This window comes from Bacillus sp. N6 (assembly GCF_052805735.1).
Window position 1 is genome coordinate 1674913 of the sequence record NZ_CM127843.1, and the last position, 22373, is coordinate 1697285.

Genomic DNA, 22373 nt, shown 5'->3' on the forward strand with positions numbered 1-22373 from the left:
TTTTTATGTGAATATTACAAGTGCCTCTGGTAGTGGTGGGATGAATCTGACTCATGATACGTTAGCATCAATGGGAGGGATAGTTTTACTTGTAAATATGTTTTTAGGAGGATTGTTCGGATTGGGTCCAACTGTTAAGTTTTTAACAAAAATTTCACTTTCTTATTTAATAAAAACAGGATAATCCTCACTTTATAAGAATCATCCTGTTTTTATTGATATATTAAAAAATCGGCGGAGTAACAGAAAATAAGACTATCGCGTTTTTTTCAAAATGATTCACCCATTTATGCTTTAAATAAGCAGGTATTTTTACACTGTCGCCAGTTTCTAATACGTATTCTTCCGCATTTAAATATAATGTGATTTTCCCATCTAATACAAATGCTAATTCTTCTCCTTTATGTTCTAGCACATTTTCTGATGAAGCTGTATTAGGCGGGACGGTCATAATTGCTGTTGCTAAATTTCCAGTGAAATCAGGTGAAAGCATTTCATATGATAAATTATCAATAATCATTTTCTTTCGTTTATGGGAACGTACAATTAAATCGTCTGTATTTGTATCTTCAAGTAAAAAGCTAAATGTTGGCACATCAAGAGCTTTAGCAAGCACTTTTAATGTTTGGATAGAAGGGTTAGCGGACCCGCGCTCAATTTGACTTAACATTGATGGTGTAATATCGGCCATCTTTGCTAGTTCTTTACTAGTTAAACCTTTTTCTTTTCTTTGTTTTTCAATTTTTTTACCAATATCTATATTTTCCATAATGAAAATCTCCTTAATAATTATTAAATTATATTTAAATAAATTAAATTAAAATTAACTTAATTGGATTATTTGTGTTAAACTATATTAAAATTAATTATAATTTATTGTATGGTGAGCTACAAGGATATAAGGAGGAAACAAAATGAAAGAAATAGGGGCATTACAAGCAGAATATCCATTAGTGAATAAGCTTATTGCAACAGAAGAAGTATTTTGGATAAATCCAAACATAGAAAAGTATGAAACAGCAATAAAAGATTCACCACTTAATGAAGAGAATGTAAAAGATGCGGAAGAGAGATTAAAGCGTTTTGCACCATATATTGCGAAAGTTTTTCCTGAAACGAAAGAGACGAACGGCATAATTGAATCACCTTTAGTGAAAATACCTTCTATGAAAGAAGCTTTAGAGAAAAATTACGAGCAACCTATTTTAGGGGAATTATTATTAAAATGTGATAGTCATCTTCCGATATCAGGATCAATAAAAGCTAGGGGCGGCATTTATGAAGTATTGAAACATGCTGAACAACTAGCATTGCAGCATGGAATGTTAACAGAAGAAGATGATTATTCTATTTTAGATAGTGATACATGTAGGGAGTTTTTCGCGAAATATTCAATTGCGGTAGGTTCTACAGGTAATTTAGGATTGAGTATTGGGATTATGAGTGCAAAACTAGGTTTTAATGTCACTGTTCATATGTCAGCAGATGCGAAACAATGGAAAAAAGATTTATTAAGAAGTAAAGGTGTAAATGTTATTGAATATGAAGATGATTATAGTAAAGCTGTAGAAGAAGGAAGAAGGCAAGCTGATGCTGATCCTAGCTGTTATTTTGTAGATGATGAAAATTCACATGATTTATTTTTAGGATACGCAGTAGCGGCATCACGATTACAAAAGCAATTAGAAAAGTTAGAGATTGTAGTAGATGAAGAACATCCTCTATTCGTTTATTTACCATGTGGTGTCGGGGGCGGACCTGGCGGAGTAGCATTTGGTTTAAAGTTATTGTATAAAGACAACGTTCATTGTTTCTTTGCAGAGCCAACACATTCTCCATGTATGTTACTCGGCTTAATGACAGGCCTTCATGACAAAATTGCTGTTCAAGATATCGGAATTGATAATGTAACAGATGCGGATGGACTTGCGGTAGGAAGACCGTCTGGATTTGTTGGGAAAACGATGGAACCATTTTTAAGTGGAAATTATACAGTAAGCGATGAAGAGTTATATAGATTGTTAAAAGAACTGGCTGATACGGAGAATATTTATTTAGAGCCTTCTGCACTAGCAGGTATGATAGGGCCAGTGAAAGTATGTAAAGAAGATGAGTATTTACAAAAGCAACAGTTAACAGAGAAGGTGACAAAAGGTACTCATATTGTGTGGGGAACGGGTGGAAGTATGGTTCCACAAGATGTAATGAGTGATTATTATAAGAAAGGTTTAGAATTAACAATATAAGAAAAATGAGGCTAGTTGTAGCCTCATTTTTTTCATGTACATAAAAATCTTTGTTATTTTCATAATAGTTCTTTATAGTATATATAAAGGATAACTAATATTGAATAAATACAACAAAAAGCTTTATTTTACATAATAAGAGGATGTGTATACGATGTCATTACAGACTAAATATATAGCGGGTATTTCGCTTGGGGTTATGGGTGTCGGTTTTGCGGCTTCTATCCCTTTTCAAGGAACGGTAGCAGGGGAGATTATACAAGGGGGATTTGAAGCTGGATTGGTTGGTGGACTTGCGGATTGGTTCGCGGTTACAGCATTGTTCCGTCATCCGATGGGGATCCCAATTCCGCATACCGCATTGCTACCTAAAAATCGTAAACGGGTAACGAAAGGGCTTATTCATACGTTAGAAAATGAATGGCTGACGAAAGAAAGTATTACGAATAAAGTAAAAGAGATGCAGTTAGCACAAATGGTGCTGCAAATTGCTGAAAGAGAAATACAGTCTGATGCTGTGAAAAAAGGGATTGTAACGATTGCAGAGAAAGCGATTGTAACAATAGATACAGAAAAGCTAGCTGTTATTATTGAAAAAGAATTAAAAACATATTTACATACAATTAATACAAGTAACATTTTACAAGTGCTTGTTGATCAATTAGTTGTGCAAGAATATGATGAAAAGACACTTGATCACATATTAGTAAAAGTGAAAGATTGGACAGCGCAAGATGAAGCTCGTTACCAACTCGGAAGCTTAGGTATGAAGGCAATGGAAAATATAAAAGTAGATGGGTTCTTGCAGTTTACTTTGAAATCATTTATGAATATTGTAGATGAAGATAAAATTGGTGGCATTTTGCAGAAGTTTATCATTAGTAATATTAACAGCTTACAAGATGCGGATAATAGCACAAGACAACTTATATTGGCGAAGATTCGTCAAGAAATTATAAATGTAAAAGAAAATGAAGCTTTATTACAGGAATTAGAAAATTGGAAAGAAAAGTGGATTGCGAATTGGAATGCTACTGACAAAATAAAAGAGATGCTGGAGCAAGTGCAACAAAGAGCAGTTACTTTTGTAAAAAATGAAGAATTTGCTGATAAATATGTTATTCCATTTTTACAAAAACAAATGAATCAAATAAAAGAAGACGAAATGACTGTTCAAAAAATAGAAGATTGGTTACAAAAACAAGTTGTGAATCTTGTTGAGAAGAACCATTCGAAAATCGGTAAGCTTGTACAAGAAAACCTGGATAAGTTAGATGATAAAACATTAATCGAAATGATTGAAAATAATGTCGGTAAAGATTTGCAGTGGATCCGTGTGAACGGTGCTGTGTGTGGATTTATGATTGGATTAATTTTAGAAGGAATTAAAGCGATTATATAAGAAAAACCTTCCACAATTGTGGAAGGTTTTTCTTATTTTTCGATAACGCTCATATTCAAATTATAAGCTTTCTCAATATTTAACTTGTACGTCCCATTTCCAGTTTTAATCGAATTTTTATACCAATGTTCTTGCTCGTTTAATTCTGGATGTTCTTCTGAAGAATTATTTTCTTTTTTCGTTAAATCTTCTACTTGCTCCCAAGGTGTGTTTCCGTGTGTTTCTTTTTGATTTGTTATTGCTGTTAAAGAAACATCACTTTCTTTAGCTAAATGAACAGATACACTTGAGTTGTTTTGTACAAACCAATTATTTTGTAATTGGCCAGGATAAAGAGATAGCTCGTTATTTGAAGCGCGAATTTCCACATTTTTATTTTGCGGAAGAACAAGCGTTGGTTTCACCTGTGGTGCTGAGTTAAATAACGTATGCTGAACAGGTAATGATTTTAAAGCGATGTACATCGTTTCTCCAGCCGTTTGAACCGAAAGGAAATCATCTCGTTTTAAATTGAGTTTTTCATTTGCTTGCGTCGTCATTTCATAAGTTCCCAAAAGGTGAATTTGATTTGTATTATTTCCCTCTATCGTTAGAGGCTGATGTCCTGCATCTACTACGATTTTTTTGATAGATTCAGGTATATCAAATTGTCCGTCTGGAATATTACTCGTTTGCCTCGTTGTGTTAATAGAGTGACGAACTTCTTCTAGTAATCCAGTTGATAATAAACAGTAAAAAGCAATTCCAACGCTTCCTAAAACACCGATAAAGAAAATACTAAAAATATCATATTTAATAAATGATTGTTCCTTCTTAGAAAATAGAAGGTATAGTAAAACTTCAGCTCCAAGTATGATAAGTAAAACTGGCCACCATGCAGTTAGTGTATCTAATACTTGAATTCCTTTTATGACTGAAAATAGTAAAAAGCATCCTAACGATATAATAGAAAGCCCCATTGAGAATGTTCCAACACGCCAAGTCCTCATTCGCTTGTCCCACCTTTGTTTTCTTTATTTCCAAGTAACAATTTAAAGCCGCCACCAATTAAAAGGAGCGCAACGATAGATGTCTGGAAATAGCGATAATATAGTTCACTAAGATGAATATTAAATATAGTTACAAAATAATCATTCAAAATAGGAAGGACTGTTTGATTTAATAAATAATAACCACCGAGTGTAATTAATCCGATACCAATCCATCTTTGATGATTTATAAAATAATCGATAATGGGTTCGTCTTGTACTCGTTCTTTTCCGTATTTTGCTGTTTGCTGTAACGCATCAAAAAAGCTATAGAACCAAATGATTGGTACTAAAAATAAAAACGCAGAAAGTCTTAATAAGTCGAGTAAATAAATAGATAGTAAAAAGGCTGCCATAAGCTGAAGACCACGGCGTTGTAAACCTAAATACATATGACCTGCTCCAGGGAACATCGCTAAAATAGAAGCAAATGTTTTACTTTTCTTTCCTTGCTCTCGATGTTCTTCAAAATCTTCGAAAATAGTACGGTCAATTAATTGCTCGTCGCGTTCTTTTTTCTGTAGTTGCTGAACAACGTCAAAGAAATTATAAATCCATAAAACAGGTAACGTAATAAGAAAGATAAGGAAACTTCCTTGAGATGTTAATAATGTTACAAATATAATCATGCTGCCTAAGCCAGCGCAAGCGACTAAAAACGTAAGACCGCGTTGCATAAGTCCTAATTGGAAATGGCCAAGTCCAGGGATGATGGATAGGAGAATGATATAAAATCGTTCGCTCTCTTTAGAAGAATTTATCAATTCTCCAGCTTCTTGTTTTTTCGTTTGTTTTATAATGGTGATAACTAAATCTAGTAAGTTAATTACCCATAGAACAGCTAGTAAAAATAGAGAAAGAAAAGCGATATCACGTCCTCTTACTCCTATGGTACAAAATACTGCAAAGGAGAATAGAAATAAAGATCCTCCGCTATATAGAATAAACCGTCCTAGCTTTTTTAAGTATAAATGTCCAAGCCCAGGAATTAGCCCTAATACAAGTGCTAAAAAGGGGTTTTTATTCATGCTTTAAACCTCCGTCCTTTTTTGATGTATCTACCGATTTGTTTACAATTTGTTGTGAGATAGAAGACTCGTTATGTTTTGAAGATTTCTCGAAATTTGATGTCGCTGTAAAAATATATTGGAATAAACCACTTACCATAAAAATAATTGTAGCTGCAGTCGCAATTATGTAGTGAATAATTGTGCGTTTTAGTGAGTTTGTTTTTATATTTTCATTAGGTTGTAGCGTTTCAAAATTAATTTGCGTCATAACTTCGTTCGTAAATGAATCATCATTTATCATTGGAAGGTTTTCATGTTGTTCATCAATACTTTCCATATAAAGTGCTAAACAATGATCACATTCATAAAGATGTTCTTCCATAGATTCACGTTCATTGTTTTCTATAAAATCTAATGTATAATTGCGCCAATCTTCTTTTGAATAATGCATCATAGAAACTCTTCCTCCTTCCAATGTTTTTTTATCCATTTTCTTGCCCGATACAGTTTCATTTCTACTGTTTTCACTTCGATGTTTTCTTGGAAAGCAATTTCTTGATAACTTTTTTCCTCCAAGTAATGCGCGAGAACAACGTCACGGTAATTTTCCGGAAGTTCTCTCAGTTTTTGAGCAATAAGTAATTTTTGCTCTTTCGTCAATAGTAAAGCTTCAATGTTATGAGAGGATTTTATATTTTCCTCTGTTTCTTTACATAAGGAGAGTTCTTCGTGTTCTCTAGCTTTCTTTCTCTTATAATCAATAGCGTGATTGGTGGCAATACGTGCCATCCACGTTTTTAATCCGCGAAATTGATAATTTGGGAGAGAGGTATGAATTTTTACGAATACTTCTTGTGTAACATCTTTAGCATCTTCTTCATGTCTTAAAATAGAAAAGATAACTTGAAAAATATAATGACGATATGTTTGTACAAGGATACGAAAAGCATGCTCGCTTCCTTGCTGTGCTTTTTCAATTAATTGTTTTTCCTCAATCGGTCTCTCCCTCCTTTTTGACGCATTCTATTATATAGACGTAAAGAATGATAAGTCACCCTACACATTTTATAAAAAAAGAATAATATATTTTTTGCAGGAGAGCTAGATGAAAAAAGGTGTGAAAAAATGGTAAAGAGAAGTATATAATGAGCAAGTAGGAAATGTTACGGGAAGAAAGGATGTGAATGTTAGTACGGATGGTCCATACTAACAAACATGAAAATTAAAATATTAATAGCAGATGATAACTCTTTTATTAGAGAAGGCATGAAAATTATTTTAAATACATATGAAGAGTTTGAAGTTGTAGATACAGTAAATGATGGAAAAGAAGCAGTGGAGTATTGCAAAAAGAACGATGTTGATATCGCTCTATTAGATGTTCGCATGCCAAATATGAACGGGGTAGAGGCGACGAAGTTCATTTGTGAAGAGACGAAAACAAAACCGCTTATTTTGACGACGTTTGATGATGATGAATATATTTTGGATGCAGTAAAAAACGGAGCGAAAGGTTATTTATTAAAAAATAACGATCCGGAGCGGATTCGTGATGCGATAAAAGGAGTATATAACGGTCAAACTGTTATGCAAGATGTTGTCCTCGATAAAATTAAGTCTAATTTAATGGAAAGTAAAGAGGAAGAATGTAAAATTGATAAGAGCCTTTTCACAGAAAGGGAGCTTAGTATTATCGCATTAATTGCAAAAGGCTTCTCAAATAAAGAAATTTCGAAACAGCTTTTTATATCTGAAGGAACAATTGCAAATTATATTACGTCAGTTTTAGGGAAAACTGGACTGGAACATCGCACACAAATTGCGATTTATTACTTAACAGGGAAAGTAGATTAATGATATGGAATTTTGGTTAACTGTAAGTAAATTAATTGTCTTTTTATATATTGTGTTTAGTTATATTTACGCAAATGTAGCAAATTTATCGTGGGTTATATTTACTTTACTTATTTACCTCTCTGTAAACGTAATGATTTCTATATTTAAAAAAGATACGTATAAAAAAATATTAATCTGTATGTCAATTGGTGTAGTTATGTTATTTACATGGAGGGTTCATCCATTTTTTATTTTGTTTTTACCTTTGAATTTATACGAAATTACATTCTATTACATAGAAAAGAATTGGCCACGCTTTGTCATTATGATGCTCCCAATTACGATTTCAGATGAAAGTATTCGAATGACATACGGATTAATTGTTGCATTTTCTTTCCTCGTATTAATTATGGCAGAACGGTATATATCGCGCTTATTAAAGCTTGAATCACAAAATGATAAGATGCGAAAAGATATGCAGCGATTGACGAAAAGCTTACATGAAAATAAAGAGTACATAAGGCAATCAGAATACACATTTAAGTTAGAAGAGAGAAATCGACTTTCTCAAGAAATTCATGATAAAATTGGCCACTCGATGACAGGTGCACTTATTCAAATGGAAGCAGCAAAGAGGTTAATGGAGATAGATAAAGAAAAATCAGCCGAGTTATTACAAAATGCAATTCACATTTCAAAAGATGGTATTGAAAGCATTCGGATTACATTAAAAAATATGAAACCACCAACTGAGCAAATTGGCATTCATCGTATGAAATTATTCATAGAGGAATTTGCCGGTAAGAATGATGTGAATATTCCTTTTGTGTACAAAGGGAACTTAGATATGATTTCTCCCATTCAGTGGAAAATTATCGGTGAGAATGTTACAGAAGCACTAACAAATGCAATGAAATATGCTGATGCGACAGTCATTTCTATAGATATTCATGTACTTAACAAGATGGTAAAGGTACAAGTGAAGGATAACGGCAAAGGTGCAGTACTTGTTAAAAAAGGTCTCGGTATTATGGGGATGGAGGAGCGAACGGCGTCTGTAAACGGAAAAATTATTGTAGATGGGACAAGTGGTTTTTCAGTAACGATGTTGTTGCCAATATAAAGAGAATGGGACGAGGATGAACCATCTCATATGAAAAAAGTGAATATTCTCATGTGAAAAGAATGAACTTCTGCACTGAGCAGGTTCATTCTTTTTGTTTATACTAATAGCAGAGAAACCGAAATAGGGGTGAAAATGATGAATACATTAGAAATTAAAAATTTAACGAAAAAATTTGGTGATTTCATCGCAGTTGATAATATGTCTTTATCTATTAAAGAAGGAGAAATATTTGGCTTTTTAGGATCAAATGGTGCTGGTAAGAGTACAACGATAAATATGATTGCTGGTTTGTTAAGAAGTAATGAAGGTGAAATTAGCATACTAGGAAAAAATATAAAGAAACATAATCGATTTGCGAAAATGAATATCGGTATTGTTCCACAAGATATTGCGATTTATGAAGAGCTAACTGCCTATGAAAATGTGAAATTCTTTGCTGGATTGTACGGATTACGTGGAACCGAATTAAAAGCTAGGGTAGAGGAAGCTCTTCAATTTGTAGGACTTAGTGATAAACAGAAAAGCTATCCGAAGAACTTTTCTGGTGGGATGAAGCGAAGACTGAATATCGCTTGTGCAATTGCTCATAGACCGAAGTTAATTATTATGGATGAGCCGACAGTTGGAATTGATCCACAGTCAAGAAACTACATTTTGCAGTCAGTACGTAAATTAAATGAAATGGGAAGTACAATTATTTATACGAGTCACTACATGGAAGAGGTAGAAGAGATTTGTACGAAAATAGCAATAGTAGATCACGGTAAAGTAATTGCAGAAGGTACGAAAGAACAACTAAAATCGATTATTACTGATACGAAAGATATTTGGATTGAAGTGAAGTCGGTGGAAAATTTAGACGTGGAAAAATTAAAAGAGATAAACGGTGTGAAAGCAGTTCAAATTGAAGAAAACGTAATTAAAGTGAATTCTGATGCGGGATTAAATAATTTAAATAAAATCATTCAACACTGTATCAATCATGATATTGAAATTCGTTCATTAGAGGAGCAGGCTCCCAACTTAGAAACAGTATTTCTTACATTGACGGGAAGAAACTTACGAGATAAATAAAAGGTAAATGAAGAAAAGGTAAAGGGAGGTTCATCAATTGAACATCTTCAATATTGCAATTATGCATATTAAAAGAGATTTCAGAGACGTAAGGACTTTAGTTTTTATGTTAGCATTTCCGATTGTGCTTATGCTTGTGTTAGGAACAGCGTTAACCAACGCATTTAATAGTGATAGTCATTCGATTAAAGATATACAAGTGCTATATAAAGATGAAGCGAGTAGCACGTTTTCTCAATCATTTGAAGCATTTACGAAAGAAGTGGATAAATTAGGTATTCATTTTAAAAAAGCTTCCGGCAGTATAGATGGGAAAGAAGAAGTGAAGCAAAATAAATATGCCGCTTATGTAGAGTTAAATAAAGATGGTGCAAAATTTTATGGAAGTGACAAAAGTAGTATTGAGGGAAGTATTGTGGAAGGAATGCTTACAACATTTGTTGATAAGTACAATGTAGCGGTCGAAGTTGCAAAAGTAGATCCTACTAAGGTTAGTACGGTTATTTCAAACGGAAATCATAATGATTATATAAAAGAAACATCTTTACAAGCTGCGAAAAAACCAGGTTCTATGGATTACTATGCGGTTGTAATGACAACGATGATTGCACTATATGCTGCGATGGGAGCGAGTTCTTTAATTCGAGGAGAACGAATACGTAAAACAGGAGATCGTCTCATTGCTGCACCTATAAGTAAAGCTGAAATATTCATTGGAAAAGTACTTGGTAGCATAGTAGCGAATGCCCTGTGCATATTACTCGTCATGTTATTTAGTAAATTTGTTTTTCAAGCGAATTGGGGCGACCATCTTGGAATCATATTTCTTATTTTATTAACAGAAGTCTTTCTAGCAATTAGCTTCGGTTTAGGAATCGGATATATTACGAAAACAGCTGAAGCGTCTAGGGCAATTATTATGGTTGTTGTGCAATTAGCTTCTATTTTTGGAGGTGCATATTTCGTAATAGAAGAAAATTTCATTACGAATTTATCACCATTAACTTGGGCAAATACAGCTGTTATGAAAATTATTTATGCAAATGATGTAGGGGCAGCATTACCAGTCATTTCTTTAAACCTTGGAATTTCAGCACTCTTTTTATTAATTGCAATTATTGCATTACGTAGACGGGAGGGGCTATAGTATGAAGGATATTTTATGGCTCATACAAAAAACGTTATCTGTGCTTTTGAAAAATAAAAAAAGTTTACTCATTATAATTAGCTTGCCGATAATAGGGACGCTCATTTCCTTCTCGATATACGGAAATGCAGGGCAAGGAACGTTAAATATCGGGATTGTAAATAAAGAAAATGAGCCGATAGCAAATGATACGATAAAGTTTTTAGAAGGATTAAATCATGTGAATGTGAGTAAGGTTAAGGAGTCTGAAGTAGAAGATAAACTCACTTCCAAAAAACTTGATGGAGTTATTACATTAGATTCTGGTTTTTCAAAAAGTGTTCGAGAAGGGAAACCAGAGCATATTGAAATTTCATCGATTAAAGGTGATCAAGTAACAGGATTTATAAAATCATATTTATATAATTATATTGATAATATAGCAGCTATTAGTAAAGTAGCAGGAACAGATCAAAGTACATTCGACAATATGTACGCAGGGTATCAAAAAAGTTCATTTAAAATGAAAACTGAGACGCTAGAAGATACTTCGAAAAATAAAGATATGACAAATCAAACGATGGGTTACCTTATTATGTTTATGCTGTTTTCAGCAGCGAACTTATCAGGTCATATTTTAAAAGAAAAAGAGAATAGAACGTACTTTAGACTATTATCAACGCCGATAGATGGGAAGAAGTTCATATTATCTAATGTCGGGGTAAATATGATAATACTAACAGTACAAATTTTGATTACAATCCTATTCCTAACGAATGTTTTTCATACGAATATCAATATGCCTTTTATAGTGATGATGGGCGTACTAATGCTATTTGCATTAATCGCAATTGGAATATCATTAGTCCTTGTAGCTTTTTCGAAAAACTCAGCATCGGCAAATGCGATGCAAAACATGGTCATTGTACCAACATGCTTACTTGCTGGATGTTATTTCCCATATGACATTATGCCAAGTGCAGTACAAAAAGTAGCTAATTTTCTTCCACAGCGCTGGTTGTTAGATACAGTATCGAAACTACAACAAGGAATACCATTCTCGGAGTTGTATTTAAACATTTTAATTTTATTTGCTTTCGCAATTGCATTCTTCTTAATTGCGATTTATAAGTTTGGAAGAAATAATGATGCGAGGAATTTTGTTTAATGTGAAAAGGTGTGGCTTAATGCCATACCTTTTTTGTTTGTAATTTAGAGTATCTTTTGTAATATAGGAATGCTTTTGTAGAGCACTTCGTTATGTGAAGCATGCACAACATATTTATTTCCCTCTAGAAGAAAAACGCTATGTAAAACAGCGTTGCCGTCACCATGTTTTGTAAGTAAATCACCGACGACTTTGCCGTCTGTCCATTTCAGTTTGGAGTGTGAAGGGACAACTTGTAAATATTGAATTGTTTCCTCTCCATCTCCGGCAATGAGTGTAGTTTCAATATTTCTTTTTTGTATAATAAATCTATTTTCATTTAATGTATCGAGGAAAGGGTTTTTCGTTTGCATATTACTATAAGGAAGAAATGTAAGAGAAGAGTCAGATCTTATAAATAAATAATTTCCGTAATCTTTACAAGGAATAACATCTTGTAATCCTGGAAAGTAAAGATGTATCGCCTCAACCTTATTCAGTTTATGTAAGATGCTTAAGTAACGAATATATTGTTCCATATGAAAATGAACGATATTTATTTTAGAAGAGGCATGGATAGGGAGACTACCTCCAGTCCAATAACTATAATTTGGTGGAGATCCAGCGTTTGGTGTGCAGAGTATTATAAGTTGATTCACATCATTTTTATATGTTTCACTTTGAACGTAAGAACGTCCAAGAAGCCCGCCCATACTATGACACATTAGATTTAGCTTATCGCACCCTGTAATTTTTTTAGCATAGGCAATTGTTTGTAATAAATATTTTTGTGTAGAAAAAACAATGCGCTGCCGCCAGTCATAAAAACAGATGAACAAGTTTTTATTTCGTTCGTACCCCATACTTTCTAACATCATGATGAATGGTTCGTAAACAAATGCAGAAAGTCCAAAACTCCAATTACCAGTACCTGGAATGATAATGTTACTCATTGAACCGAAAAGACCTGGGATAAAAACAATAGGGATTTTTCCTCTTTTCATATTTCTCTCTCCTTTAATCGTTTGGTATCAATAGAAATACATTTCGTATGAAAACATATTTAAATGAAACACTACAGAGTAGAAAGTAATTTGATCGGAAGGAAATCAAAATGATTAAAAAAATATTACGAGTTACTTCTATTATTATTGCTATTTTTGTTTTTATTTTAATTTGGATGCATATCGATGTTACCTTAGGTAGGAAAATGGAAGCTGGGAAAAACATGCCGACAGAGTATGCATCTCATTATAGTGACTTTCAATTATATGTAGAAGGGAAGTCTTTTTATAAACAATTATTTACTGATATAAGAGAAGCGAAAAGCTCCATCTACACTTATTTCTTCATTTTGTCGGATGATAAAAGTAGCCATACTTTTTTAAACTTATTAAAAGAGAAGGCAAAAGAAGGAGTAAACGTCTATTTATCAGTTGATCGCATTAATGATTTATCATTTGAAAGAAAGGTGATAAATGAATTGCGGGAAAGTGGTGTACATTTTACATATAGTAGAAAACCTTCATTACCATTCGGATTTTATTCACTTCACCATCGTAATCATCGCCGTATTACGACGATTGATGGGGAGATTGGCTATACAGGCGGATTTAACATAGGAGATGAGTACTTAGGGAAAGATAAGCGATTTGGATATTGGCGTGATTATCATGTACGTCTTAAAGGAGAAGGGGCAAAAGATTTAGAACAGCAATTCGCTTTAGATTGGAAACGAGATACGAAAGAAGAGATAAAGAGAAGTACGAATAAAGCTAGTAAAGGGAATACTTTACATACTATGACTAGTTACAATGGGCATTACGTCGCTGAAACATATATACAGCTAATAAAGCAAGCGCAGCATTCAATCGTCATTACAACACCTTATTTTATAGCGAAAAATAAAGAATTAATGAATGCTTTAATTGAAGCGCAAAAACGTGGTGTTACAGTAAAAATACTTTGGTCATATAAACCAGATATCCCCCTTATTAAAGAGGCGGCATATCCGTATATACGTCAAGCTGTTAATAACGGGATTACGGTATATGGTTATAAAAAAGGGATGTTTCATGGAAAGTTAATGCTAATTGATAATGAGTTAACTGTTATAGGTACAACAAACTTTACTTCGCGTAGCTTCAATATAAATGATGAAATGAATTTTTATATTTATGGTGGTCCTATTGTAGGACAAGTTAATAAGGCGTTAACAGAGGATTTTCATGATTCGAAAGAAATGACGAAAGAGTTTTTTGAAAAGTTATCTTTTTGGGAGCGTTGTAAGGAGAAAGTGGCAGGATTGGTTGACTTCTATTTGTGATGATGAATTAGGAAAGGGTGCCTACAAAAGGCACCCTTTTTGGTGGGGAATTATTATTTTTCATGCACCAGCATCGTAACATCATCATTGATCAACGTCCCCACATGTTCGCCTAAACATATTTTCTTCATGACACCAGGCTCATCAAAGTTAAAGACGTGTGCTGGTAAATTGTAGTCCCGGGCAAGCAGTAATGCCGCTTGATCCATGACTTGTATATTTTGTCTAACGACATCATTATAGTTTAGTTTGCTGTACATTTTTGCTGATTTATTATGCTTTGGATCACTTGTAAAGACGCCATCGACCCCTTGTTTTGCGACTAATATGGCATCACTATTCATCTCGATGGCTCTTTGTACACTTGGATAATCTGTCGTCACGAACGGTTGGCCGTTACCGCCTCCAAAGATAACGATATAACCGTTATCTAAATGGTGGACTGCACGCAAGCGAATGTATGGTTCAGCTACTGCATTAAATGGAATGGAAGTCATAACGCGTACTTCTCTATTTGTTTTACTTGTTAAAACACCGCGAAGCATTAAGCTGTTAATGATTGTACCTAACGTACCGATATTATCAGCTTCTACGCGATCAATTCCCCACTCTTCAGCTAGATGTCCCCTAAAAATGTTACCGCCACCGATGACGATGGATACTTCGATACCTAAATCAACAATGGATAAAATTTCGTTTGCGATATGTTCTAATCGTTTGGAGTTAAAGCTATTTCCAGTTTGATCGGCAAGTGCACCGCCGCTTAATTTAATTAAGACACGTTTATATGGTCTCATAACAATTCCCCCTATATAGATCGCAATAAAAAAGGAACAAAGGCGAATGCCTTTGTTCCTTTTTAAGAAAATGAAAAAGAAAAGAAGAAGATAGGACGAATTGCTTTGTATAGTTTTTCATAACATCCACTCCTTTTCATTTTGATTTGTTTTAAGTATATATCTTTTTGATTATACGAAACAATCTGATTACTTATCAAGTTTATTTTATCGTTTTTTAACAAAATGGTGTCAATGAAAAAAATAAGAAAAATATTTGAATTTTTTGTGACGAACTTGTAGGTTTTTGTATGATTTTGTAGGTTCGCTTATAAGATGTGTGAGTAGCTTTTATAAATTCAAATTGAAAGCGTTCGCATGAAGGGGATGAACATAAATGAAAAAATTCGGATTGGCAACACAAATTTTTGTCGCGCTTGTTTTAGGGATTGTAGTAGGGGCAGTCTTTTATGGCAATAAAACGGCGATTTCTTATATCACACCAATTGGGGATATATTTATTCACTTAATTAAAATGATTGTAGTACCAATTGTTATTTCAGCATTAATTGTTGCAGTAGCTGGTGTAGGAGATATGAAAAAGCTTGGGAAACTAGGCGGTAAGACAATTCTTTATTTCGAAATTATTACGACGATTGCTATTTTAATGGGATTACTTGCAGCGAATATATTCCAACCAGGTACTGGCGTTGATATGAGTAATCTACAGCAAAGTGATATTTCTTCTTATAAACAAACTGCAGATGCAACAGAGAAGAAAGGTTTTGCTGATACAATTGTTCACATTGTACCGAAAAACGTATTTGAATCGATTGCACAAGGTGACCTATTACCGATTATATTCTTCTCAGTACTATTCGGCTTAGGAGTTGCAGCAATTGGGGAAAAAGGAAAGCCTGTTTTTAACTTCTTTGAAGGTGTACTCGAAGCGATGTTTTGGGTTACAAATCAAGTTATGAAATTTGCACCATTTGGTGTATTCGCATTAATTGCCGTTACGGTTGTAAAATTTGGTGTAGCAACACTACTTCCTTTAGGAAAACTAGTGCTAGCTGTATACGTAACTGTTATACTATTCGTTGTGATTGTATTAGGTATTAATGCAAGAATGGTTGGCGTAAACATTTTTACATTAATGAAAATTTTAAAAGAAGAACTTATTCTTTCATTTACGACAGCAAGTTCAGAAGCTGTTTTACCTAATATAATGAGAAAAATGGAAGAGTTCGGTTGTCCAAAGGCAGTTGCCTCTTTCGTAATTCCGACAGGTTATACATTTAACTTGACTGGATCGGCTATTTATCAAGCGTTAGCGGCATTATTTGTTGCACAAATGTACGGTGTGCACATGTCACTGACAGAGCAAATAACGTTATTATTCGTTCTCATGTTAACATCCAAAGGTATGGCGGGAGTTCCAGGTGCATCGTTCGTTGTTGTATTAGCAACGTTAGGTTCAATGGGGCTACCACTAGAAGGTATCGCGTTAATTGCGGGAATTGACCGCATTTTAGATATGATTCGCTCATCTGTCAATGTATTAGGAAATGCATTAGCGGCCATTGTTATGTCGAAGTGGGAAGGCGAATTCGATAATGAGAAAGCAAAACAATATGTAGAAACAGTCAAAGAAACAAAAGCAGCATAAGAAATCGTTAAGGAGTGAATAATCATGGCAACATTAACTGAAGTTAAAAATGGTGTTCGAATTGAAAAAGATTTTTTAGGTGAAAAAGAAGTACCAAACTATGCATACTACGGCGTACAAACGATGCGTGCAGTTGAAAACTTCCCGATTACAGGATACAAAATCCATGAAGGCTTAATTAGAGCGTTCGCAATTGTAAAAAAAGCAGCAGCGCTTGCTAATACAGATGTAGGAAGATTGGAATTGAACAAGGGTGGCGCAATCGCAGAGGCTGCTCAAGAAATTCTTGATGGAAAATGGCATGATCATTTCATCGTAGATCCAATTCAAGGCGGAGCAGGTACTTCAATGAACATGAATGCAAATGAAGTCATTGCCAATCGTGCTCTTGAATTATTAGGAATGGAAAAGGGAGACTATCACTATATTAGTCCAAATAGTCATGTAAACATGGCGCAATCAACAAACGATGCATTCCCAACGGCGATTCATATCGCAACATTAAATGCATTAGAAGGCTTATTACAAACGATGGGTTATATGCATGATGTATTTGAATTAAAAGCAGAACAGTTCGATCATGTGATTAAAATGGGTCGTACACATTTACAAGATGCTGTGCCAATTCGTCTTGGACAAGAGTTTAAAGCATACTCTCGCGTACTTGAACGTGATATGAAACGAATTCAACAATCACGTCAACACTTATATGAAGTGAACATGGGAGCAACTGCAGTTGGTACAGGCTTAAATGCAGACCCAGAATATATTGAAGCAGTTGTAAAACATTTAGCTGCAATTAGTGAACTACCACTAGTTGGTGCAGAAGACTTAGTAGATGCAACGCAAAATACAGATGCATACACAGAAGTATCTGCAGCACTTAAAGTATGTATGATGAATATGTCTAAAATTGCGAATGACCTTCGCTTAATGGCATCAGGTCCACGTGTTGGTTTAGCAGAAATTATGTTACCAGCTCGTCAGCCAGGTTCATCTATTATGCCAGGGAAAGTAAACCCTGTTATGCCAGAAGTTATTAACCAAATTGCGTTCCAAGTAATTGGTAATGATCATACAATTTGCCTTGCTTCAGAAGCAGGACAATTAGAATTAAACGTTATGGAACCAGTACTTGTTTTCAACTTACTGCAATCGATTAGCATTATGAATAACGGTTTCCGTGCCTTTACAGATAATTGCTTAAAAGGAATTGAAGCGAATGAAGATCGCTTAAAAGAGTATGTTGAGAAGAGTGTAGGAATTATTACAGCCGTGAACCCTCATATCGGTTATGAAGCAGCAGCTCGCGTTGCGAAAGAAGCAATCGCGACAGGGCAATCCGTTCGAGAACTTTGTGTGAAAAATGGTGTACTGTCACAAGAAGACTTAGAGTTAATTCTAGATCCATTCGAAATGACGCACCCAGGGATTGCAGGAGCAACTCTTTTAAAGAAAAATTAAAAGAAGAGGGGGGACAAGCCCCTCTTTTTTGTTTACAATATAGAAATGCTATATATGAATAGAGGTAGGGATGTTATGAGCAAGTTTACAGTAGCTTCTAATGGCGCATTAGAAACAACATTAAGAGGAGCAGAAGTATTATCAACACCACTTTTAAATAAAGGGGTAGCTTTCACACAAAATGAAAGAGAAGAGTTAGGTTTAAAAGGGTTATTACCGCCAGCGGTTTTAACGTTAGAAGAACAGGCACGCCGAGCATACGAACAATTTAGTTCGCAGCCGGATGATTTATTAAAGAATGTATACTTAACTGCGTTACATGATCGAAATGAAGTATTATTTTATCGTATATTAACAGATCATTTACGTGAAATGTTACCGATTGTATATACACCAACTGTCGGTGTAGCAATTCAAAGATATAGTCATGAATATCGTAAACCACGTGGTGTTTATTTATCGATTAACGATCCATCAGGTATTGAAGAAGCATTCACCAATATTGGTGCAACAGCTGAGAACATTGATTTAGTCGTTGTAACAGATGGAGAAGGCATATTAGGAATTGGTGACTGGGGCGTTGGTGGTATTAACATTGCAATCGGAAAGCTAGCAGTTTATACGGCCGCAGTTGGAATCGATCCTAGCCGCGTATTACCGGTAATTTTAGATGTAGGTACAAACCGTGAGGAACTATTAAACAATCCATTTTATATTGGAAATCGTCACCCTCGTATAACAGGTGAAGCTTACGATGAATTTATTGATACGTTTGTACAAGCGGTAAATAAACAATTCCCGAAAGCACTTTTACATTGGGAAGACTTTAGCTCTCGTAACGCACGAAAAATTTTAGATAAATACCGTCATGACGTTTGTACGTTTAATGATGATATTCAAGGTACAGGTGCAGTTTCACTTGCGGCAGTATTATCGGCAGTGAAAGCTTCTGGTGTACCGCTAAGTGAACACCGCGTTGTTGTATTTGGCGCTGGTACAGCTGGAATCGGTATCGCAGATCAAGTAAGAGATGCAATGGTCCGTGCTGGCTTATCAGAAGAAGAGTCACATAATCGTTTCTGGTGTATTGACCGAAACGGATTAGTTACAGATAACATGGAAGATCTTCTTGATTTCCAAATTCCGTACGCAAGAAAAGAAGCAGAAGTAAGTGAGTGGAAGCAAAATGATGTGATCGGACTTGCAGAAGTTGTGAAACATGTAAAACCGACAATTTTAATTGGTACATCTACTGTTGCAGGTGCATTTAAAGAAGAGATTATTAAAGAAATGGCTTCTCACGTAGAAAGACCAATCATTTTACCAATGTCGAATCCGACGCCACTTGCTGAAGCAAAACCAGCAGATTTAATCGAGTGGACAGAAGGAAGAGCGTTAGTTGCAACAGGAAGTCCATTTGAACCAGTTACATATAACGGTGTAACGTATGTGATTGGACAATCAAATAATGCACTTATTTTCCCAGGGCTTGGTCTTGGAACAATTGTAGTACGAGCAAGCGTCATGACGGATGGAATGTTCGCAGCGGCTGCTGAAGCAGTTGCAAGTATGGTAGATACAAGTCAGCCAGGAGCACCTATTTTACCAGAGGTCGAAGAATTACGTAATATCTCAGAAATGGTTGCAATTGAAGTAGCGAAAGTTGCAGTTGCAGAAGGTGTTGCAAGAGTGAACTTAAGTGATAACGATATCAAGATGGCAGTGCAAGAAGCAATGTGGAAGCCAGAGTATCGCCAAATAAAAGCGGTAGAAAAGGTTAGAATATAGAAAAAAAGCCCGTTTATAACAATAAGCGGGCTTTCGCTTTTACTACTGAATAAAAGTATAGGAAGTGTCACCTTTGAATTGGAATCAATTATGGAAGAAAGATATGTCCCTTTTAATTATATTAATGGTCGTTGTGCCGATTGCTGGGGAGCTGAACTTTCATCCCTTTAATGATACGTTTCGAGTTAGCTTCGGTACACCGCTATTCTTCTTTTTATTATTATTTTTAAGAAGAGTACCAGCAGGAGTTGCAGGTATTCTTGTTGGTATATCTGTAGTCTTATTCCGAGTATGTCTTGACTGGATCATGCAAGGTTCATTTCATATGACAGAATCATTTTATTTGCGTTATCCTGTGTTCTTCTATTATTTTATTTATGGCAGTTTTTTTTCGCTTTGTAGGGTAAATAAGTTCCATCAGAAACCAATCATTATTGGATGCCTTGGAATTTCAATTGAAATTGTTGCAAGTATGTCAGAACTTGCGTTTTATCACATGTTAGTACTAGGTACAACAATAACGATTTCTGAAGTAAATAAACTCATCATTATTGCTATTTTTCGTAGTTTCTTTGCACTTGGTTTTTTAAATATGATGAATTTATATGAAACGAAATTAAAAGAATCGCAAGTTCGAAAAGAAAATGAAAATATGTTAATGCATCTTTCTAATTTATATGTGGAATCTGTTCATTTGAAAAAGACGTTACAAAATGCGGAGTTAATTACACAAGAAGCATATCAACTATATCGAAATTTACAAGTAAGCGCTGATTCAAGTAGTAAAACAGCATTGAAAATAGCGGGGGAAGTGCATGAAATAAAAAAGGATAATCAAAGGATATTTGCAGGATTATCTAAACTGTTATTAGATAAAAATGTGGCTGAATATGTAGAAGGACATGAGTTAGCAGAAATGATTGTTAGAATAAACGAGAAGTATGCTGAAATGCTAGAAAAGGATATACGTTTTTCTAAACATATAGAAGGTGAGCATGCTGCATACCACGTGTATACAGTTCTATCAATTTTTAATAACCTCGCTGCAAATGCAGTTGAAGCAATTGAAGATAAAGGTGTCGTTATTATTAAGCTATATAAAAGAGATCAACATATATTTTTTGAAGTAATTGACGATGGACCTGGTATTGCACAAAAGTATAAGAAATTAGTATTTAAGCCAGGATTTACTTCCAAGTATGATCAAACGGGAACACCGTCAACTGGTATTGGGCTTTCTTACATAAATGAAATGGTAACAGAGCTAGGCGGAGAAGTGAGATTAGAAGGCCGAGAAAATAAAAGAGGATGTAAGTTTATCGTTTGTTTACCGGAGGATAGTTTAAAGCGGGAAGGGGAATAGATTTGTTTTATTATATCGTAGACGATGATGAAGTTTTCCGTTCGATGCTTTCGCAAATTATTGAAGATGGAGATCTTGGCGAAGTAATTGGTGAGGCGGATGACGGAGCTTTTATTGAGGCGGATCAACTAAATTTTAAAAAAGTAGATATTTTATTTATTGATTTGTTGATGCCGATGAGGGACGGAATTGAAACAGTTCGTCACATTGCGTCAACTTTCACGGGGAAAATCATTATGATTTCTCAAGTGGAATCGAAGCAGCTTATAGGTGAGGCATATACACTTGGTGTAGAATATTATATTACAAAACCATTAAATAAAATCGAAGTTGTATCTGTTGTACGCAAAGTGATGGAGCGTATTAGATTGGAGCGTTCTATACACGATATTCAAAAATCATTGAATAACGTGTTTCAGTGGGAAAAACCGCAATTGCGCACTGAACCAGTGCAAGAAGGAAAAAAGATAGGGGATTTAGGGCGCTTTTTACTATCAGAACTCGGTATTGCGGGAGAGAATGGAAGTCAAGATTTACTTAGTATGCTGGAATATTTATATGGTCAAGAAAAGGCGCAGACATTTGAGTTTGGCTTTCCTGCGTTAAAAGAAATTTTTCATCATATTACGATAAGGAAATTAGGGGATCTAGCTTTAGAGGCGGATATTGATAAAGAGAAAAAAGCGTCTGAACAAAGAGTACGTCGAGCTATTTATCAGTCGTTAAATCATTTGGCTTCTTTAGGATTAACAGACTTTTCAAATCCAAAATTTGAAAGCTATGCTCCAAAATTTTTCGATTTTACCGTAGTTAGAAAACGGATGACAGAAATGACGAAAGATGAACTCGCATCTTCTGGTCATACGCGAATTAATACGAAGAAGTTTATTCAAGTGTTGTATTTTGAGGCGAAGAGGTTGATGGAGATAGAGTGAAGAAGATGCTTATAAATAAGCATCTTCTTTTGTTAAATCAACATTTTATATTTTCTC

21 protein-coding genes are annotated in these 22373 nt (G+C 34.6%); 14 read left to right on the forward strand and 7 right to left on the reverse strand.

Annotation, left to right across the window (positions count from 1 at the left end; all coding sequences use genetic code 11):
* Positions 1–7 precede the first annotated feature (7 nt).
* On the forward strand, positions 8–184 hold the full coding sequence (locus ACUXVC_RS08780; RefSeq protein ID WP_002025592.1) for a hypothetical protein: 177 nt from the start codon (positions 8–10) through the stop codon (positions 182–184).
* A gap of 39 nt (positions 185–223) precedes the next feature.
* Here ACUXVC_RS08780 and ACUXVC_RS08785 read toward each other — a convergent pair whose 3' ends face one another.
* Positions 224–769, reverse strand: a complete 546-nt coding sequence (locus tag ACUXVC_RS08785) for a helix-turn-helix domain-containing protein (RefSeq protein WP_098127817.1) — start codon at positions 767–769, stop codon at positions 224–226.
* Positions 770–914: 145 nt separating this feature from the next.
* Here ACUXVC_RS08785 and ACUXVC_RS08790 point away from each other — a divergent pair, with 145 nt between their 5' ends.
* Together ACUXVC_RS08790 and ACUXVC_RS08795 are read left to right on the forward strand one after the other, a co-directional pair.
* Positions 915–2246 (forward strand): D-serine ammonia-lyase, encoded by a 1332-nt coding sequence (locus ACUXVC_RS08790; protein WP_098127362.1) that lies wholly within the window; start codon positions 915–917, stop codon positions 2244–2246.
* 154 nt (positions 2247–2400) lie between these two features.
* Complete coding sequence (locus ACUXVC_RS08795; RefSeq protein ID WP_050843214.1) at positions 2401–3648, forward strand: DUF445 domain-containing protein; 1248 nt, start codon at positions 2401–2403, stop codon at positions 3646–3648.
* Positions 3649–3680: 32 nt separating this feature from the next.
* Here ACUXVC_RS08795 and exsE read toward each other — a convergent pair whose 3' ends face one another.
* The 4 genes from exsE to ACUXVC_RS08815 are packed head-to-tail and all read right to left on the reverse strand — an operon-like array spanning position 3681 to position 6682.
* Entirely contained in the window at positions 3681–4637 is a 957-nt protein-coding gene (gene exsE / locus ACUXVC_RS08800) for an exosporium protein ExsE (protein ID WP_446025996.1), read from the reverse strand.
* The gene (locus tag ACUXVC_RS08805; protein WP_446025997.1) at positions 4634–5704 is read right to left on the reverse strand and encodes a hypothetical protein; all 1071 of its coding nucleotides are present in this window, start codon (positions 5702–5704) and stop codon (positions 4634–4636) included. Before ACUXVC_RS08805 ends, exsE begins: the two co-directional genes overlap by 4 nt.
* Positions 5697–6140, reverse strand: coding sequence for a hypothetical protein (locus ACUXVC_RS08810; protein WP_016082116.1), 444 nt, complete (start codon positions 6138–6140; stop codon positions 5697–5699). Before ACUXVC_RS08810 ends, ACUXVC_RS08805 begins: the two co-directional genes overlap by 8 nt.
* Positions 6137–6682 carry an RNA polymerase sigma factor gene (locus ACUXVC_RS08815; RefSeq protein ID WP_306236426.1) on the reverse strand — a complete coding sequence of 182 codons (546 nt, stop codon included), beginning with the start codon at positions 6680–6682 and terminating at the stop codon, positions 6137–6139. The genes ACUXVC_RS08810 and ACUXVC_RS08815 overlap by 4 nt, the downstream gene beginning before the upstream one ends.
* Positions 6683–6901: 219 nt before the next feature.
* Between ACUXVC_RS08815 and ACUXVC_RS08820 the strand changes: the two genes are divergently transcribed.
* The 5 genes from ACUXVC_RS08820 to ACUXVC_RS08840 all read left to right on the forward strand — a co-directional run bounded on the left by ACUXVC_RS08820 (position 6902) and on the right by ACUXVC_RS08840 (position 12016).
* A complete protein-coding gene (locus ACUXVC_RS08820) occupies positions 6902–7540 on the forward strand; it encodes a response regulator transcription factor (protein WP_000694106.1) in 639 nt (212 codons plus the stop codon).
* Between the two features lie 4 nt (positions 7541–7544).
* Positions 7545–8645: a sensor histidine kinase gene (locus ACUXVC_RS08825; RefSeq protein WP_446025998.1), complete on the forward strand. Its 1101-nt coding sequence runs from the start codon at positions 7545–7547 to the stop codon at positions 8643–8645.
* 138 nt (positions 8646–8783) lie between these two features.
* Entirely contained in the window at positions 8784–9722 is a 939-nt protein-coding gene (locus ACUXVC_RS08830) for an ABC transporter ATP-binding protein (protein ID WP_088023064.1), read from the forward strand.
* A gap of 37 nt (positions 9723–9759) precedes the next feature.
* Positions 9760–10869: an ABC transporter permease gene (locus tag ACUXVC_RS08835; RefSeq protein WP_340784237.1), complete on the forward strand. Its 1110-nt coding sequence runs from the start codon at positions 9760–9762 to the stop codon at positions 10867–10869.
* 1 nt (position 10870) lies between these two features.
* Positions 10871–12016, forward strand: coding sequence for an ABC transporter permease (locus tag ACUXVC_RS08840; RefSeq protein ID WP_000651881.1), 1146 nt, complete (start codon positions 10871–10873; stop codon positions 12014–12016).
* A 44-nt stretch (positions 12017–12060) separates the two neighbouring features.
* Here the strand turns inward: ACUXVC_RS08840 and ACUXVC_RS08845 are convergent, their stop codons facing one another.
* On the reverse strand, positions 12061–12999 hold the full coding sequence (locus ACUXVC_RS08845) for an esterase/lipase family protein (protein WP_446025999.1): 939 nt from the start codon (positions 12997–12999) through the stop codon (positions 12061–12063).
* A 110-nt stretch (positions 13000–13109) separates the two neighbouring features.
* On the opposite strand from ACUXVC_RS08845, the gene cls reads away from it, so the two are divergent.
* Positions 13110–14321 (forward strand): cardiolipin synthase, encoded by a 1212-nt coding sequence (gene cls, locus ACUXVC_RS08850; RefSeq protein WP_340784232.1) that lies wholly within the window; start codon positions 13110–13112, stop codon positions 14319–14321.
* A 53-nt stretch (positions 14322–14374) separates the two neighbouring features.
* Here cls and pyrH read toward each other — a convergent pair whose 3' ends face one another.
* Positions 14375–15118 carry a UMP kinase gene (pyrH, locus tag ACUXVC_RS08855; RefSeq protein WP_001248059.1) on the reverse strand — a complete coding sequence of 248 codons (744 nt, stop codon included), beginning with the start codon at positions 15116–15118 and terminating at the stop codon, positions 14375–14377.
* Positions 15119–15494: 376 nt separating this feature from the next.
* Here pyrH and ACUXVC_RS08860 point away from each other — a divergent pair, with 376 nt between their 5' ends.
* The 5 genes from ACUXVC_RS08860 (at position 15495) to ACUXVC_RS08880 (ending at position 22316) form a co-directional block, all read left to right on the forward strand.
* Complete coding sequence (locus ACUXVC_RS08860; protein WP_446026000.1) at positions 15495–16766, forward strand: cation:dicarboxylate symporter family transporter; 1272 nt, start codon at positions 15495–15497, stop codon at positions 16764–16766.
* 24 nt (positions 16767–16790) lie between these two features.
* Positions 16791–18230, forward strand: coding sequence for an aspartate ammonia-lyase (gene aspA, locus ACUXVC_RS08865; RefSeq protein ID WP_000224194.1), 1440 nt, complete (start codon positions 16791–16793; stop codon positions 18228–18230).
* 75 nt (positions 18231–18305) lie between these two features.
* Positions 18306–20018 (forward strand): oxaloacetate-decarboxylating malate dehydrogenase, encoded by a 1713-nt coding sequence (gene malS / locus ACUXVC_RS08870; protein ID WP_053565517.1) that lies wholly within the window; start codon positions 18306–18308, stop codon positions 20016–20018.
* 64 nt (positions 20019–20082) lie between these two features.
* Positions 20083–21381 (forward strand): sensor histidine kinase, encoded by a 1299-nt coding sequence (locus ACUXVC_RS08875; protein ID WP_086409228.1) that lies wholly within the window; start codon positions 20083–20085, stop codon positions 21379–21381.
* Positions 21382–21383: 2 nt separating this feature from the next.
* Positions 21384–22316: a response regulator gene (locus ACUXVC_RS08880; protein ID WP_340784225.1), complete on the forward strand. Its 933-nt coding sequence runs from the start codon at positions 21384–21386 to the stop codon at positions 22314–22316.
* Positions 22317–22373: the final 57 nt, after the last annotated feature.